We start from the raw sequence: 16,105 nt of genomic DNA on the forward strand, positions 1-16,105 counted from the left end.
CGATTACTTCAGGTTATAGAACGCGTCGCGACCAGGATAGGTAGCGATGTCGCCCAGATCTTCCTCGATACGCAGCAACTGGTTGTACTTCGCCATGCGATCCGAACGCGACATCGAGCCGGTCTTGATCTGCAGCGAATTGGTACCGACCGCGATATCGGCAATCGTCGAATCTTCGGTCTCGCCCGAACGATGCGAAATCACCGCCGTGTAACCGGCACGCTTGGCCATTTCGATGGCAGCGAAGGTTTCGGTCAACGTACCGATCTGGTTGATCTTGATCAGGATCGAGTTAGCGATGTTTTTCTGGATGCCTTCACGCAGGATCTTGGTGTTGGTCACAAACAGATCGTCACCGACCAACTGGACTTTCTTGCCGAGTGCAGCGGTCAGAGTAGCCCAGCCTTCCCAGTCGTTTTCGGCCATGCCGTCTTCGATCGAGATGATCGGGTACTTGTCACACCAGGTACCCAGCAGGTTGGTCAGGTCGTTGCTCGACAAGGTCAAGCCTTCGCCGTGCAGTTCGTACTTGCCGTTCTTGTAGAACTCGCTGGCAGCGCAATCCAGACCGAGCGCGATCTGACGACCTGGCTCGTAGCCGGCTTGTTCAATTGCTTGCAGGATCAGCTTGATGGCAGCTTCATGGTTTTCGACGGAAGGCGCAAAACCGCCTTCGTCACCGACCGCGGTGGACAAGCCCTTGTCGTTGATGATTTTCTTCAGCGTATGGAAAACTTCGGCACCGTAGCGAATTGCTTCACGGAAGCTTGGCGCGCCGACCGGAATGATCATGAACTCTTGCAGGTCCAGCGTGTTGTTGGCGTGTGCGCCGCCGTTGATGACGTTCATCATCGGTACCGGCATCTGCATCGCGCCCGAGCCGCCGAAATAGCGATACAGCGGCAGGCCCGATTCTTCGGCAGCGGCTTTTGCCACAGCCATCGAAACGGCCAGCGTGGCGTTCGCGCCGAGGCGTTCCTTGTTTTCGGTACCGTCGAGGTCGATCAGGGTGCGGTCGAGGAAAGCCTGTTCGTTGGCATCAAGACCCATGATGGCTTCGGAGATTTCGGTGTTGATGTTTTCGCAGGCTTTCAACACGCCTTTGCCGAAGTAACGGCTCTTGTCGCCATCACGCAGTTCGATCGCTTCGCGCGAGCCGGTCGATGCGCCCGACGGTACCGCTGCGCGGCCCATGACGCCTGATTCCAGCAGCACGTCGCATTCAACGGTTGGATTACCGCGCGAATCGATTACTTCGCGGCCAATGATGTCAACAATTGCACTCATCTATTTTTCTCCTGATCTCAGATTTTTTACTGTATTTGCGCGTCGTCGCGATTGGTTCACGCCTTGTTCGCTTGCTGATGCGCCAGCGCGGCCTGAATGAACGAGATGAACAACGGGTGTCCATCGCGCGGCGTTGACTTGAATTCGGGGTGGTATTGCACGCCCACATACCAAGGGTGCGCATTGTCGCCAGTGCGTGGCAATTCCATGATTTCGCACAGCGATTCGGTCGGTGTACGCGCCGCCACGATCAGGCCCGCTTCTTCGACGCGACCGAGATAGTGGTTGTTGGCTTCATAGCGATGACGATGACGTTCCGTCACCTTGTCGCCATAGATTTCGGCAGCCAGCGTACCCGGCTTGATATCGCAGGTTTGCGCACCGAGACGCATGGTGCCACCGAGATCGGAATTGACATCGCGACGCTCGACCTTGCCATCGTGGTTTTGCCATTCGTTGATCAGCGCGACAACCGGCTGTTCTGTATCGGGATCGAATTCGGTCGAGTTTGCCTTGGTGAGACCCGCCATGTGCCGCGCGTATTCGATCAGCGCAACCTGCATGCCAAGGCAAATGCCCAAGTAAGGAATCTTGTTTTCACGGGCGAAGCGGGCCGCGGCAATCTTGCCTTCCACACCGCGCTTGCCGAAACCGCCGGGCACCAGAATCGCGTCGTACTTCGCGAGCGATTGCGGGCCTGCCGTTTCGATCTCTTCCGAATCCAGATATTCGATATTGACGCGGCTTTCGGTGTGAATGCCGGCATGACGCAGTGCTTCGGTCAGCGATTTGTACGATTCTGTTAGATCGACATACTTGCCGACCATGCCGATGGTGACATTGTGCTTTGGATTTTCCAGCGTGTAGACAAGCTTGCTCCACATCGACAGATCCGCAGGTGCCGGCGACAGGCCAAGCTTTTCGCAGACGATGCGATCCAGCCCCTGATCGAGCAGCATTTGCGGAATCTTGTAAATGGTGTCGGCATCCCAGACCGAAATGACGGCCTCTTCCTGCACGTTGGAGAACAGCGAAATCTTCGAGCGCTCATCGTCAGGAATACGACGGTCGGCGCGGCACAGCAATGCATCGGGGAAAATACCGATCTCGCGCAGTTTTTGCACGCTATGCTGGGTCGGTTTGGTTTTCAGTTCACCGGCAGAGGCGATGAACGGCACCAGCGTCAAATGCACGAAAGCCGTCGCGTTGCGGCCTGCACGTAGGCTCAATTGACGTGCTGCTTCGAGGAAAGGCAGCGATTCAATATCGCCAACCGTGCCACCGATCTCGACCAGCGCCACATCAAAACCTTCGGCACCGCGATGGATGAATTCCTGAATCTCGTTGGTGATGTGTGGAATCACCTGCACCGTCTTGCCCAGATATTCGCCACGGCGTTCCTTGCGGATCACCGATTCGTATACCTGGCCGGTCGTGAAGTTGTTGACCTTCTTCATCTTGGCCGAGATGAAGCGCTCGTAATGGCCCAGATCAAGGTCGGTCTCGGCACCGTCGTCGGTGACGAACACTTCGCCGTGCTGCAACGGACTCATCGTGCCGGGATCGACGTTGATGTACGGATCGAGCTTGAGGAGAGTGACTTTGAGGCCGCGCGATTCGAGGATCGCAGCGAGAGAGGCGGCGGCAATCCCTTTACCAAGGGAAGAAACCACACCGCCAGTGACGAAAACAAACTTGGTCATTGCTGTAGGTGCCGAACGGCACATGCGGGAAATTCAAATTATACCCCAAATGGGTACGACTCTTTGAGCTTCATCCGGCAAAATTTGCAGCGCGTTGCATGCGGACCGACATCATCGCCCGTACCAGTAACGTGCATGCTCGCGTCGATACTCGCCAACCGTCATTGTGTCTTCGAAACGAATGGTGATCGCACCCGATATATCATTGCGCAGGCGCGCAATGCCGAGTTCGCCGTATCGATCATAAATTTCCTGTTTGGGATGCCGGTAGCGATTGCGATAACCGACCTGAAAGAGCGCGAGTTGCGGATCCACCGTGCGCAGGAACGGCAGCGTCGAAGACGTCCCGCTGCCGTGATGGGGTGCCAGCAAGACAGCGGCACGCAAGTCTTCGCCATACGTTCGCACCAGCAAGGCCTCCTGCTGCGCCTCGATATCGCCAGTCAACAGGATGGCGCGATTTCCCTGCGTGATCTTGAGCGTGCAACTGCGCGCATTGGGCTTCCAGCGCTCGCTGTCGTGAAATTCCGCAGAGGGATGCAGCATTTCAAAGAGAATGCCATCCCATTCCCAGCGCTGCCCGGCCTCGCAACGGCGATGCCCTGGCGCGGCCTGCACAATCGTATGTGTTTGCGGCAATGAAGAAGCAGTCCAACCGACCTGCATTTCCCTGAAAATCGACATCGCGCCACCTGCATGATCGGTGTCGCTATGGGTGATGATCACACCATCCAGCCGATGAATACCTCTCGCGCGCAAGTACGGCAACACCACGCGATTACCGCCATCGGCTTCAGGCGAATATGCCGGGCCGGTATCGTACAGCAGGCGATGATGTCGGGTTTCGATCAACAAAGCCATGCCCTGCCCCACATCGAATGCAGTCACCCACAGCGTGCCATCACGTGGCTGTTGCGGCGCATGGAAAGCCAGCGGCAGCCAGCAGAACAGGCCGAGGTAACGCATGGGCCAACCTCGGGGTGCCAGCAACCAGAGCGTTCCCAGCATCGCCAGAGCAAACATCCACCATGTTGGAATCGGTACGGTCCAGACCGATAACGGCATGGCACTGAACCAGCCCAGCAAGCCCGCCATCGCTGCAATCAATCCATGCGCCAACCAGAGAAAACCATCGGAAAGCGGTGCCGGCAATACGCTGCCGACAAGCGACAAGGGCGTCACCAGAAAACTGACGAGCGGAATCGCAATCGCATTGGCAAGCGGACTGATCAGCGATGCCTGGCCGAACAGCAGCACGGTCAGCGGCACCAAACCCAGCGTGACGGCATATTGCGTGCGCACCGCGGTTTCCAGCACAGTCTGCCAATGTGGTCGGCCATGTTCACCCTGCGTCCGCGCGCGACCGACGCTGGCATACAGGATGACTGCCACCGCGCCAAACGACAGCCAGAATCCCGGTGCCATCACGGCCCACGGATCCATCAGCACCACCGCCGCCAACGCCAGACACAGTACATGCGACACATTCGTCAGCCTGCCGAACCACATTGCAGCGGCGACGACCAGCAACATGCACAGCGTGCGTTGCGCCGGCACACCGGAACCCGCCAGCAACACATATACGAATGCAGCAAACGCACCGGCAATCGCCGCGGCTTTCTGCGCTGGCAGCAGCAGTGGCAACGAGGCAGATGTAAAGAACGAACGCCGCCACAGAAAAAGCACGCATTGCGCAAACAGGGCGGCAACCATCGTGATATGCAAGCCTGAAATCGAGACCAGATGCGATACACCTGTGCGATTGAAAATGGTCCAGTCTTCCTGACTGATGGCGCGCTGGTCGCCCACCACCAGTGCCACGATGACGCCCGCGTAGGGTTGCCCCTGCAAGGAGCGCTGGATGCGATCGCGCAGATAGCCGCGCGCACGCTCCACCGCGTGACCAAAGCCGGGGACAAAATCTGCCAGTCGTTCATTCTTTACCGATGAGCGCTGATCGGGACGCACGTAGCCAGTCGCCCTGATGTGCTGCTCAAGCAACCAACGTTCGTAATCGAAACCGTAAGGATTGGCATTGCCGTGCGGCCGACGCAAGCGCACTGTCAAGCGCCAGCGTTCGCCGGCGTGCACTGCACCAACCTGCTGCCATTCATCTGGATTGAATGCCGAATACCAAGATAACGCCAGTGTTGCCGGCACGACGGGCATGACACCATCGACCGGCACTACCTCTTCTACCGCAAACTGGAAGCGCACACCACGCTCGAAATAATTGGGCAAGCTGTCAACGGTGCCGATGAGGGTGACATCGCGCCCTTCCCACTCGTGCGGCAATTCCTCGGCCAGATACCAGTGTGCAAACAATGCGGCCCAGACGAAACCCGTCAGAAGACCGGCCTGCGCGGCAAGCAACATGCGCAGGCGCGGACGGGCAAGCGCACGTCGCCATGACGCGAACAAAAGAAGGATTAGCGCGCCAAGCGCCGCGAGAAGAATGAAGGAAGGGAGCGCAGCCTGTTGCTGCAACAGCCAAGCACCGACAACCAAGCCGATGATCGCGCTGCGCATGCGTTGTCAGAGCAAGGCTTGCAGGCGCGGCATGACCGCACGTGCATTGTCGGAAGTGCGCCGGGCAATGACAGCGGAGTCTTCTCCACGCAATTCGGCCAGCGTCTCGCCAATCCGCGGCAATTGCTCAGGACTGTTGCGTTGCGGATGTAGCCAGGCTGGCGAAATATCCGGTGCATCGGTTTCCAGAACGATGCTTTCCAGCGGCAAGTCGGTAGCGAGACGGCGTATCTGCAAGGCACGCGTGAACGTCATCGCGCCACCGAAACCAAGTTTGAAGCCGAGATCGATAAATACTTGCGCCTGCTGAAAACTGCCGTTGAAAGCGTGCGCGATGCCGCCGACCACCTTGATGCGCCGCAATTGCTTGAGAATCTGGTCCTGCGACCGACGCACGTGCAGCAGCACAGGCAAATCGAAATCGCGTGCGATCTTCAATTGTTCGATGTAAAAATGCTCCTGCTTGTCGCGCATGGCCGGCTCGGTCAGCAAGGGAACAAAGAAATCGAGACCGATCTCGCCTATCGCCACGAAACGCGGATCGGCCATTGCCTGCGCCACGCACTCGCGCAAGACCTGCAGATCGCTTTCTTGTGCCTGCGGCACGTAAATAGGATGTATGCCCAACGCATAACTGCAATTCGCATGCGCATGTGCCAGACGAGCCACCTCATCGAAATTGCCGCGTTCAACCGCGGGAATAACGATCATGCCAACCTGCCGGATCGCCGCCGCACGCGCCACCTCGTCTGCCTGACTGGCAAACTCCGCTGCATCCAGATGACAGTGCGTATCGATCCACATAATCAATCAGACAGTGAAATAAAAGTTCGAAGTCATGCGTTGTGGAGGAAACATCCAATCACTTGATAACTGATGAAAACGCAAATCAGGATCACAACATCTTGTGAACTCGATTACTCAGCTCACCAGACTATCGGATGTCTTTGGCTCTTCATACAGCTGCAAACCCTGATCCGACAAGCGCAATATGCGGTCGCAGTGCGTCGCCAATTCCACATCGTGCGTGACAATGACGAAGGCCGTTCCCAGCGACTGCGAAAGTTCCAGCATCAGATCGAAGGTCTTTTGTGCCGTATGCCGATCAAGATTGCCAGTAGGCTCGTCAGCCAGTACGCAGGCAGGTTGCGTTACCAGTGCACGCGCCAGTGCCGTGCGCTGACGCTCGCCGCCCGATAGTTCGCCCGGCACGTGCGTCACACGATGCTCCAGCCCGACGCGCGCCAGCATCGCACGCGCCACCTTGTGCGCTTGATCGCGCGGCACACGACGAATCATGAGCGGCATAGCGACATTGTCGAGAGCCGTGAATTCCGGCAGAAGATGGTGGAATTGATAGACAAACCCGAGCGACTGGTTGCGTAATGTGCCTCGGCGTTTTTCGTCGAGACTCGCAAAATCCTCACCCAGCAAATGTACGGAACCCGCAGTCGGCACATCGAGCCCGCCGAGCAGATGCAGCAGCGTCGATTTGCCGGAGCCCGAGGCGCCGATGATCGCCACACGCTCGCCTCTGACCACATCCAGATCGATACCTTTCAGCACATCGACCGCGTATTTGCCTTGGGTGAAAGTCTTGGCCAGATTGCGGCAGGACAGAACAGAATTACTCATAGCGCAAAGCCTCCGCAGGTTTGACGCGGGCAGCTGCCCAGCTTGGATAGAGCGTAGCCAGGAAGGCCAGCACCACAGCGATACCGCCGATGGTCCAGACATCCGGCCAGCGCAAATCGGATGGCAGCTCGCTGATCAGGTACACATCCTTGGGCAGGAACTGCACCTGGAACACGCTTTCGATGAACGGCACGATCACGTCGATATTCAGTGCCACCAGCACGCCCCCGGCGACACCAACTGCCGTGCCTATCAAACCAACCAGCGCTCCCTGAATCATGAAAATCTTCATGATCGATGCTGGCGACGCACCCAGCGTGCGCAAGATGGCGATATCGGCCTGCTTGTCCGTCACCGTCATAACCAGCGTGGAAACCAGATTGAATGCGGCCACAGCAATGATCAACGTCAGGATCAGCGACATCATGCGCTTTTCAGTCTGCACGGCAGCGAACCAGTTTCGGTTCTGTCGCGACCAGTCACGAATCAGCAGATCGCCGCTGAGATGCCGTGCCAGATCCATCGCCACCTGGGGCGCACGCTGCATATCGGTGATCTTCAGGCGCAAGCCCGATGGCGCAGCGAGGCGGAACATCGTCATCGCATCCTGAATATGAATGAACGCCATCGACGAGTCGTATTCGAAATGGCCGGAATCGAACACGCCGACCACGGTGAACTGCTTGAGGCGCGGAATCACGCCGGCGGGCGTCACTTGCCCCTGCGGCGCGATCATGGTGACTTTTTCCCCCATGTAGACATGCATGGCACGCGCCAGCTCGCTACCGAGCACGATGCCGAATTCGCCGGGGCGCAGATTGTCGAGACTGCCTTGCTTGACGTGCTTGGCCACATCCGACACACGCGGCTCCTGATCGGGCAGCACGCCGCGAATCATGACGCCGCGCAAGGTATCGTCACGGGTCATCATCGCCTGCGAATCGACGTAGGGTGCGGTGCCGATCACCTCGGTATTGGCACTGACTTCCTCTGCCGTTTTCTGCCAGTCGGGCAAGGAACCGCCGGGTTCGAACACTTCGATATGCGACAGCACGGACAGCATGCGATCGCGCACATCTTTCTGAAAACCGTTCATGACCGACAGCACGATGATCAGTGCCGCCACACCGACGGCAATGCCGGCCATCGAAATCAGGGAAATGAAGGAAATGAAGCTGTTGCGACCGCTGCGCTTGCCGGCACGCGTGTAGCGCACGCCGATCAGCCATTCGAACGATAGATTTTTTATGATGCTCAAAAAAGACTCCAGTTTGCAGCACGTTTTTTTCTGCCCGGGGCAAGCAGGTTGCCCGGCAGTGTGCCATATATTGCACGGCGGCAGCAAAGCCGTCCCTCCCATGAATGCATGAAACTGCAATGCGCTGGAATGGACTGCCGGCGCGCGATTCCGTTCCCTGCCGCCCGCATGCGCGGCAATTGACCTACAATCGCGGCATGAATCGCCTCGACCTGCTTTTACCCTTTTCCCTGACACCGCCCGAACTCGCGCGCGACCTGCAGCGCGAACTGCACACGCCCTCGCTGGCCATGCTGCTCGGACGCGGCAAACGCGTCGGCGAACATGCGAGCGACGAATTCGCCCGCGCGCTGCCGCACGAATACTGGCTGCTCGGGCAACGGTTCGGGCAAGAGACGCCGCATGGCAACAGCGGCCATCTGCCGCTCGCCACGCATCTGGCAAAGGCAAAGGGAATCACGCTGGAAGCAGGCTTCTGGTTCATCCTGCAGCCTTTCCATTTGCACGTGGCGCGCGACCATCTGGTGCTGACCGATCCGCGCCAGTTAAAAATCAGCGAGGACGAATCGCACATTTTGTTCGATACGGCCCAAAGCCTGTTTGCCGAAGTCGGCAAAACCCTGCTGTATGCCGACGCCGGTCTGTGGCTGCTGCACGCCGATGACTGGCACGAACTGCAAACCGCCTCGCCCGATGCAGCCTGCGGCCACAATGTCGATATCTGGATGGCACAAGGTGAACGCGCACGTGACTGGCGGCGCTTGCAAAACGAAGTCCAGATGCACTGGCACAACCATGCCATCAACGACGAACGTGCTGCGCGCGGTCAGAAACCGATCAATTCCGTCTGGCTGTGGGGTGGCGCAGCAACAGAAGATGTCGATACCCGGCGTTTCGATGTGATTCATACCAGTTCGAATGCGGGCTCGGCAGCCACAAACGGTTTGCTCGCGAGCCTGCAAGCGCATCAGGCCTCCGGCGTCGATGCCCTGCTTGCCAGTACGACGGCACGCCCGCTCCTGCTGCTGGATGATCTCACCGAAACGATACTCGCCGAAGACTGGGCCGAATGGATTGCCCGCCTGAATGCGATGGAAACACAGTGGTTCGCGCCGCTACTGGAAGCGCTCCGCACGGGAAGGATTCGCCAATTCGGCATCACGCTCGGCCACCACGCCGCACTCAGGCACATTGACGTCAGCGCCAGCTCTCTGCGCAAATTCTGGAAAAAACCTTCTCTGTCCGTACTCGCAGCATGACCCGTATCGTCGTTCGCCCCTATTCCGCCAGCGATGCGGAACGCCTGCTGCAATCCGGCCTGCATCCCGTGATGGCACGCATCTTCGCCTCACGTGGCCTGCTCGATGCACGTGAACTGGTCAGTGATCTGACGGCACTGATCCCGCCACCCGGCCTGCTGCATATCGACGCCGCCGCCGGCTATCTGGCCGATGCGATTGCCGCACATAAAAAAATGGTGATCGTCGCCGATTACGATTGCGACGGCGCGACTGCCTGCGCCGTCGGCTTGCGCGGCTTGCGGGCGCTCGGCGCAGAAATCGATTTCATCGTGCCCAATCGTTTTGAATACGGCTACGGGCTGACACCCGAAATCGTCAAACTGGCGGTGCGCGAAAAATCGCCCGACATCATCGTCACAGTCGATAACGGCATCGCCAGCATCGATGGCGTCGCCGAAGCCAACCGGCGCGGGATCGATGTCGTTGTTACCGACCATCATCTGCCAGGTGACAAGCTGCCGGCGGCACGCGTGATCGTCAATCCCAACCAGCCGCACTGCGGCTTCCCGAGCAAGAATCTGGCGGGAGTCGGCGTCATGTTCTATGTGCTGCTGGCGTTACGGGCCGAAATGCGCAAGCGTGGCATTTTCGATGCAAATACCCAGCCCAAGCTCGACAGCCTGCTGGATCTGGTGGCGCTCGGCACCGTGGCCGACGTCGTCAAGCTCGATGCCAACAACCGCATCCTCGTCGCGCAGGGCCTGAAGCGCATGCGCGCCGGCCGCATGCATGAAGGCATTGCCGCGCTGTTCCGTGCGGCTGGCCGTGAGGCGCGACGCGCGTCGCCGTTCGATCTGGGCTTCGCGCTCGGGCCGCGCTTGAATGCGGCCGGTCGTCTGGCCGACATGTCACTCGGTATTGAATGCCTGACGACCGACGATCCCGGGCGCGCCTGGGCCATCGCACAACAGCTCGATGAAATCAATCGCGAACGCCGCACCATCGAAGCCGACATGCAGGAAACCGCGCTGCATCTTCTCGACAGTTTCGATCCACAAAATAAAAGCACCATCAGCGTGTTCGATGCCGGCTGGCATCAGGGCGTGATCGGTATCGTCGCCTCGCGCCTGAAGGATCGTTTCTATCGCCCGACGATTACGTTTGCCGATGCCGGCAATGGCTGGATCAAGGGATCGGGACGCTCGATCGCAGGCTTCCATTTGCGTGATGCGCTCGATCTGGTGTCCAAACATGCGCCGACACTGATCGATAAATTCGGCGGCCATGCGATGGCAGCCGGTTTGACGATTCGTGCGGATGCCTTCGATGCGTTCTCGCAGGCTTTCGAGGCCGTCGGTAGCGAATGGCTGGACGACAACCAGCTCGAACGTGTGCTGGAAACCGATGGCTCGCTGGAATTACCCTACTTCAACACGCAATTCATCGACATCATAAACAATCAGGTATGGGGCCAGGGCTTTGCGCCGCCTGTGTTCTGCGATGAATTCCGCGTCGTCAACCAGCGCATCCTCAAGGAGCGCCACCTGAAGCTGACACTGGAAAAAGACGGCCAGCAATTCGATGCGATCTGGTTCGGCAACAGCGACTCCCTGCCTAGCCACGCGCGCGTTGCCTACCGACTCGATGCCAACGAATTCAATGGACGCACGCGCGTGCAGCTGTTGGTGGAACACGCCGAAGCCGCCTGAAACTCCGGCATCACAGCCATCGCAAAGAAAACGATACTGACAACAGCGAGCCTTAACGTACCGGCAAGAACTGGATGAAGCCGCCGCCAATCAGGTTCTGCACATAGTTGATGCCGGCACGCCGGTATTTCTCTGTCATGAAGGTTGCCAGCACATCGAGCCGACCGACGATCTTGCCGAATTCACGCTCGAAACTCAGATTGCGCGCGCCGGTACCGATGTCGTCTGCCAGCAGCAAAGGCTGACCATTGGCATCACGCCGACTACCCAGCAGCCATACGGCGATTTCCACATTGCGTGCTGCGTTATAGAGATGCTGCGCATCGAGGCTATCGACCAGGAAGAATTCCGTCTTGCCGCCATGCGCGGCGATGATCATGTCGGCCGTGGCGTAGATGAAGGCCGCCACGCGATCGCCCGCGAAATCGGGCCGCAATGCCAGCGACAAGGCGCGGATGTCGCGTTCGCCCTGCAAACCGGGCCACGGCGCGCGCTGCTCGATCGTGCTGCGCACCTTGCCGATGGCATCTTCACGGCTGGCTGCCGTCTTCTTCCACTCGGCTGGATTACGCCGGTACAGCTTGTCCATCAGCAGGTAGAGGCTGTCGAGGTTGTAACGCATGGTGATCGTCGCCATGCGATTGGTATCGGACTGCCCCATTTCACCGCCACCGCTGGTCATGCCGCGCACTTCGCCACGCGGACCTGGCGCTGTCGAACAAGCACTCAACAATGCGGCCAGACCCAGCACCAACATCATCGTTACGCGCATCATCTTTTCCTTGTCAAAATGACCAGTCCTGGATCATGCCACGGAATACTTGCGCAGGCGACTACTACAGCCGGCACACTGAAAAAGACCGTCGAGCAGGTATAATCACCGGTTTGATTGCAAAAGAAAACATCATGGAAGCCGAACGCCTCAATTCCCTACAATCCCTGCTGACCGATCTGGCCGATCGCGAAGCCGAACTTCGGAGGTATCTTTGACTTCGATGTGAAGTCGGAGAAACTCGAACAAGTCAACGGGGAACTCGAAGACCCCGACGTCTGGAACGATCCCAAGCGCGCCCAGGATCTGGGCAAGGAAAAAAAGTCGCTGGAAGCGATCGTCCACACCCTGATCAAGATCGACAGCGAACTGGCCGATGCACGCGACCTGTTCGAGATGGCGCGCGAAGAAAATGACGATGACACCATTGTCGCCATCGAAGCCGATGCGCAGGAACTGCTGAAGCTGGTTGAAGAGATGGAATTCCGTCGCATGTTCAGCAACCCGCTGGATGCGAACAACTGCTTCATCGATATTCAAGCCGGTGCCGGCGGTACGGAAGCGCAAGACTGGGCGTCCATGCTGCTGCGGCAGTATTTGCGCTATTGCGAACGCAAGGGCTTCAAGGTTGAAATTCTCGAACAGTCCGATGGCGAGGTTGCCGGCATCAAGACCGCGACGCTGAAAGTCGAGGGGGAATATGCCTATGGCTTCCTGCGTACCGAAACCGGTGTGCATCGTCTCGTGCGTAAGTCGCCTTTCGATTCGGCCAATGGTCGTCACACATCGTTTTCGAGTCTGTTCGTCTATCCCGAAGTCGATGATTCGATCGACATCGAGATCAACCCGGCCGACGTGCGTATCGATACCTACCGTGCTTCGGGCGCGGGTGGTCAGCACATCAACAAAACCGACTCCGCCGTACGTCTGACGCACGGCCCGTCGGGCATCGTCGTGCAATGCCAGAACGACCGTTCGCAGCATCGCAACAAGGCCGAAGCATGGGACATGCTGAAAGCCAAGCTGTACGAACTCGAACTGCGCAACCGCATGAGTGAACAGCAAAAGCTTGAGGACTCCAAGACCGATGTCGGCTGGGGTCACCAGATTCGTTCGTACGTGCTCGACCAGTCGCGCATCAAGGATCTGCGTACCAACTTCGAGACCGGCAACACCAAGGCCGTGCTCGATGGCGATCTGGACGACTTCATCGCCGCCTCGCTCAAGCAGGGCGTGTAATCGGCAGCACGTGCGGTATGAACGCACGTGCTCATTTCATTTTTATCTTACGTACCCAACCGATCGTTGCATTCCATGACCACGCATACTGACGCCGCCGCTCCACTGCCACAGGACGAAAACAAGATCATCGCCGAGCGCCGTGCCAAGCTCGCTACACTGCGCACGCAAGGCGTGGCCTTCCCCAACGATTTTCGCCCGCAACACAAGGCTGCGGAACTGCACGAGCAATACGACGGCAAGACCCGTGAAGAACTCGAAGCCGCGCCAGCAACGGTCGTTTTGGCCGGCCGCATGATGCTCAAGCGCGAAGCCGGCAAGAAGGCAGCATTTGCGACCTTGCAGGATGCCTCGGGCGCACGCGCCGATGGCCGTATCCAGATTTACGTCCAACTGGATCAGGTCGGGGAAGAAGCGATGGCTGCCCTGCACCACTACGATCTGGGCGACATCCTAGGCGTGACCGGCACCTTGTTCAAGACCAAGACCGATGAACTCACGATCAAGGTTTCCGAACTGCGCCTGATCACTAAATCGCTGCGCCCGCTGCCGGACAAATTCCACGGTCTGGCCGATCAGGAAACCAAGTATCGCCAGCGCTACGTCGATCTGATCATGAACGAAGAGACGCGTCGTACATTCAAGGCGCGTACGGCAGCCATCGCTTCCATTCGTAATTTCATGGCAAAGAATGACTTCATGGAAGTCGAAACGCCGATGCTGCACACGATTCCGGGCGGCGCGTCGGCTAAACCGTTCATCACGCATCACAATGCGCTCGACATGCAGATGTTCTTGCGTATCGCGCCGGAGCTGTATCTGAAACGCTTGGTCGTCGGCGGCTTTGATCGCGTGTTCGAAATCAATCGCAACTTCCGTAATGAAGGCGTCTCGATCCGCCACAATCCGGAATTCACGATGATGGAGTTCTACGCTGCCTACACCGATTACAAATGGCTGATGGATTTCACCGAAGCCGTGATTCGCCAGGCAGCCATCGATGCGCACGGTACGGCGACACTGACCTACGGCGGCCGTGAACTCGATCTGGCTAAACCATTTCATCGCCTGACCATCGTCGAAGCCATCAACAAGTACGCGCCCGGCTACACGGACGAACAACTCAACGACGCCGCATTCATCAAGCAGGAATTGCTGAAATTTGGTGTCAAGCCGCATGCACATTCAGGTCTCGGCGCATTGCAACTGGCCCTGTTCGAGGAAACGGCCGAAGCCCAATTGTGGGAACCGACCTACATCATCGACTATCCGGTTGAAGTCTCGCCACTGGCACGTGCATCGGATACACGTGAAGGCATTACCGAGCGTTTCGAATTGTTCATGGTCGGCCGCGAAATCGCCAATGGCTTCTCGGAATTGAACGACGCCGAAGACCAGGCCGCACGCTTCCAGGCACAAGTTGCCGCAAAGGACGCTGGCGATGAAGAAGCCATGTATTACGATGCCGACTACATCCGTGCACTCGAATACGGCATGCCGCCAGCCGGCGGTTGCGGTATCGGTATCGATCGCCTGATGATGATCATCACCGATTCGCCGAACATTCGCGACGTGCTGCTGTTCCCCCACCTGCGCCGCGAAGAATAAACTTACATTGCTCCACGGAAAGGACTGCTACGGCAGTCCTTTTTTCTTATATGCCGGATGCCTGCTTGTCTGTTGGCAACCAAAATTGCACCTTGATGTCTGAGTAACATCGTCTTACAACTTACACAGGTTCATGCTTTTTATTTATCTGTGTGTCCGTAATACTTTGTACGTGATCAACAACCAGTTCCCTCAACGGAGGACATCATGGAAGCCAACAACAATTCGAATCGCCTTCATCCCCTGGTCGCGGCAGCTGCCATTGCCGTCTTGCTGGTTAGCCTCGTCGGTGTTGCCGCAATGACCGGCTTGCTGCCGACCTCCAATAGCTCCAACCGTGACAACAAGGAAATTGCCGCCCAGCAGGCTGAATTGAAAGCTGCGGAAGAAAAAGCGGCTGCAGCAGAGGCCGAGGCCAAGGTCGCAGCAGACAAGGCTGCGCAATTACGCAAGGAAGAAGAACGTCGCCGTGCTGCAGCAGCAAAGGCGGATGATCGTCCAACCCAAGTGGCGCAAGCGCCGATTTGCCATAACTGCGGTCGCGTCGAATCGGTACGTACCGTCCAGACTGCCGGTCAGCCTAGCGGCGTCGGCGTCGTCGGCGGTGCTGTCGTCGGTGGTTTGCTCGGTAACCAGATTGGCGGCGGCAATGGCAAAACCCTGGCCACAGTCGCAGGTGCCGTAGGCGGCGGCTATGCCGGTAACGAGATTGAAAAACGCACACGCACGCATACCACGTACCAGGTCCGCGTCCGTATGGAAGACGGTAACATCCGCACCTTCCCTTACAACAATCCGCCACAATGGTCTGAAGGTGACCGCGTACGTGTTGTCGACGGTTATCTGCGCGCCCGCTAATTCGCTAATCGGCGAGGCAAACAAAAAAGAGCGGCTTCAAGCCGCTCTTTTTATTGGATGATCATTTTGCTTCATCTATCCATGCCATCTGGATCGCTTCCAGAATTTTTTCGCCGGAATTGTTCGGGTTGTCGTCGAAGTCTTCCAGTTCGCACACCCAGCGATGCAGATCGGTAAAGCGCACCGTCAAGGGATCGATGTCAGGGAATTTGTCGTTGAGTTCTTCTGCGATGCGAATCGTATCAGTCCATTTCATGCTCACACTC

The 16,105-nt window shown here is 57.9% G+C and carries 13 protein-coding genes; 5 read left to right on the plus strand and 8 right to left on the minus strand.

All coding sequences use genetic code 11. The features are described from left to right. Positions 1 to 3 precede the first annotated feature (3 nt). The 6 genes from eno to QZ725_RS00235 form a co-directional block, all read right to left on the minus strand. Entirely contained in the window at positions 4 to 1,287 is a 1,284-nt protein-coding gene (gene eno / locus QZ725_RS00210; protein ID WP_293775435.1) for a phosphopyruvate hydratase, read from the minus strand. Between the two features lie 56 nt (positions 1,288 to 1,343). Further along, positions 1,344 to 2,990: a CTP synthase gene (locus QZ725_RS00215; protein ID WP_293775436.1), complete on the minus strand. Its 1,647-nt coding sequence runs from the start codon at positions 2,988 to 2,990 to the stop codon at positions 1,344 to 1,346. Positions 2,991 to 3,101: 111 nt separating this feature from the next. After that, positions 3,102 to 5,519 (minus strand): DNA internalization-related competence protein ComEC/Rec2, encoded by a 2,418-nt coding sequence (locus QZ725_RS00220; RefSeq protein WP_293775437.1) that lies wholly within the window; start codon positions 5,517 to 5,519, stop codon positions 3,102 to 3,104. A gap of 6 nt (positions 5,520 to 5,525) precedes the next feature. Then, positions 5,526 to 6,323, minus strand: coding sequence for a TatD family hydrolase (locus QZ725_RS00225; protein ID WP_293775505.1), 798 nt, complete (start codon positions 6,321 to 6,323; stop codon positions 5,526 to 5,528). A 117-nt stretch (positions 6,324 to 6,440) separates the two neighbouring features. Then, complete coding sequence (gene lolD / locus QZ725_RS00230) at positions 6,441 to 7,154, minus strand: lipoprotein-releasing ABC transporter ATP-binding protein LolD (protein ID WP_293775438.1); 714 nt, start codon at positions 7,152 to 7,154, stop codon at positions 6,441 to 6,443. Further along, positions 7,147 to 8,412, minus strand: a complete 1,266-nt coding sequence (locus QZ725_RS00235) for a lipoprotein-releasing ABC transporter permease subunit (RefSeq protein WP_293775439.1) — start codon at positions 8,410 to 8,412, stop codon at positions 7,147 to 7,149. Before QZ725_RS00235 ends, lolD begins: the two co-directional genes overlap by 8 nt. Before the next feature lie 104 nt (positions 8,413 to 8,516). Here QZ725_RS00235 and QZ725_RS00240 point away from each other — a divergent pair, with 104 nt between their 5' ends. Both QZ725_RS00240 and recJ read left to right on the plus strand, forming a co-directional pair. Beyond that, positions 8,517 to 9,671 (plus strand): hypothetical protein, encoded by a 1,155-nt coding sequence (locus QZ725_RS00240; RefSeq protein WP_293775440.1) that lies wholly within the window; start codon positions 8,517 to 8,519, stop codon positions 9,669 to 9,671. Beyond that, positions 9,668 to 11,362 (plus strand): single-stranded-DNA-specific exonuclease RecJ, encoded by a 1,695-nt coding sequence (gene recJ / locus QZ725_RS00245; RefSeq protein ID WP_293775441.1) that lies wholly within the window; start codon positions 9,668 to 9,670, stop codon positions 11,360 to 11,362. The genes QZ725_RS00240 and recJ overlap by 4 nt, the downstream gene beginning before the upstream one ends. Before the next feature lie 52 nt (positions 11,363 to 11,414). On the opposite strand, the gene QZ725_RS00250 is transcribed toward recJ, so the two are convergent. After that, positions 11,415 to 12,137, minus strand: coding sequence for a hypothetical protein (locus QZ725_RS00250; RefSeq protein ID WP_293775442.1), 723 nt, complete (start codon positions 12,135 to 12,137; stop codon positions 11,415 to 11,417). Positions 12,138 to 12,268: 131 nt separating this feature from the next. Here QZ725_RS00250 and prfB point away from each other — a divergent pair. From prfB to QZ725_RS00265, 3 genes are all read left to right on the plus strand, one after another. Beyond that, a protein-coding gene (prfB, locus tag QZ725_RS00255) for a peptide chain release factor 2 (RefSeq protein ID WP_293775443.1) occupies positions 12,269 to 13,373 on the plus strand; the annotation gives its coding sequence in 2 pieces (ribosomal slippage) (positions 12,269 to 12,349 and positions 12,351 to 13,373; 1,104 coding nt in all). 75 nt (positions 13,374 to 13,448) lie between these two features. Then, positions 13,449 to 14,981 carry a lysine--tRNA ligase gene (gene lysS, locus QZ725_RS00260; RefSeq protein ID WP_293775444.1) on the plus strand — a complete coding sequence of 511 codons (1,533 nt, stop codon included), beginning with the start codon at positions 13,449 to 13,451 and terminating at the stop codon, positions 14,979 to 14,981. 207 nt (positions 14,982 to 15,188) lie between these two features. Beyond that, entirely contained in the window at positions 15,189 to 15,839 is a 651-nt protein-coding gene (locus QZ725_RS00265) for a glycine zipper 2TM domain-containing protein (RefSeq protein ID WP_293775445.1), read from the plus strand. A 61-nt stretch (positions 15,840 to 15,900) separates the two neighbouring features. Here the strand turns inward: QZ725_RS00265 and iscX are convergent, their stop codons facing one another. Next, a complete protein-coding gene (iscX, locus tag QZ725_RS00270; protein WP_293775446.1) occupies positions 15,901 to 16,095 on the minus strand; it encodes a Fe-S cluster assembly protein IscX in 195 nt (64 codons plus the stop codon). Positions 16,096 to 16,105 lie beyond the last annotated feature (10 nt).

It is taken from the genome of uncultured Oxalicibacterium sp. (genome assembly GCF_913776015.1).
Taxonomy (GTDB): domain Bacteria; phylum Pseudomonadota; class Gammaproteobacteria; order Burkholderiales; family Burkholderiaceae_D; genus Oxalicibacterium.

Coding starts and splice junctions, on each gene's coding strand:
- eno (WP_293775435.1), bottom strand. CDS start 1,287: ATGAGTGCAATTGTTGACATCATTGGCCGCGAAGTAATCGATTCGCGC.
- QZ725_RS00215 (WP_293775436.1), bottom strand. CDS start 2,990: ATGACCAAGTTTGTTTTCGTCACTGGCGGTGTGGTTTCTTCCCTTGGT.
- QZ725_RS00220 (WP_293775437.1), bottom strand. CDS start 5,519: ATGCGCAGCGCGATCATCGGCTTGGTTGTCGGTGCTTGGCTGTTGCAG.
- QZ725_RS00225 (WP_293775505.1), bottom strand. CDS start 6,323: ATGTGGATCGATACGCACTGTCATCTGGATGCAGCGGAGTTTGCCAGT.
- lolD (WP_293775438.1), bottom strand. CDS start 7,154: ATGAGTAATTCTGTTCTGTCCTGCCGCAATCTGGCCAAGACTTTCACC.
- QZ725_RS00240 (WP_293775440.1), top strand. CDS start 8,517: ATGCATGAAACTGCAATGCGCTGGAATGGACTGCCGGCGCGCGATTCC.
- recJ (WP_293775441.1), top strand. CDS start 9,668: ATGACCCGTATCGTCGTTCGCCCCTATTCCGCCAGCGATGCGGAACGC.
- QZ725_RS00250 (WP_293775442.1), bottom strand. CDS start 12,137: ATGATGCGCGTAACGATGATGTTGGTGCTGGGTCTGGCCGCATTGTTG.
- lysS (WP_293775444.1), top strand. CDS start 13,449: ATGACCACGCATACTGACGCCGCCGCTCCACTGCCACAGGACGAAAAC.
- QZ725_RS00265 (WP_293775445.1), top strand. CDS start 15,189: ATGGAAGCCAACAACAATTCGAATCGCCTTCATCCCCTGGTCGCGGCA.
- iscX (WP_293775446.1), bottom strand. CDS start 16,095: ATGAAATGGACTGATACGATTCGCATCGCAGAAGAACTCAACGACAAA.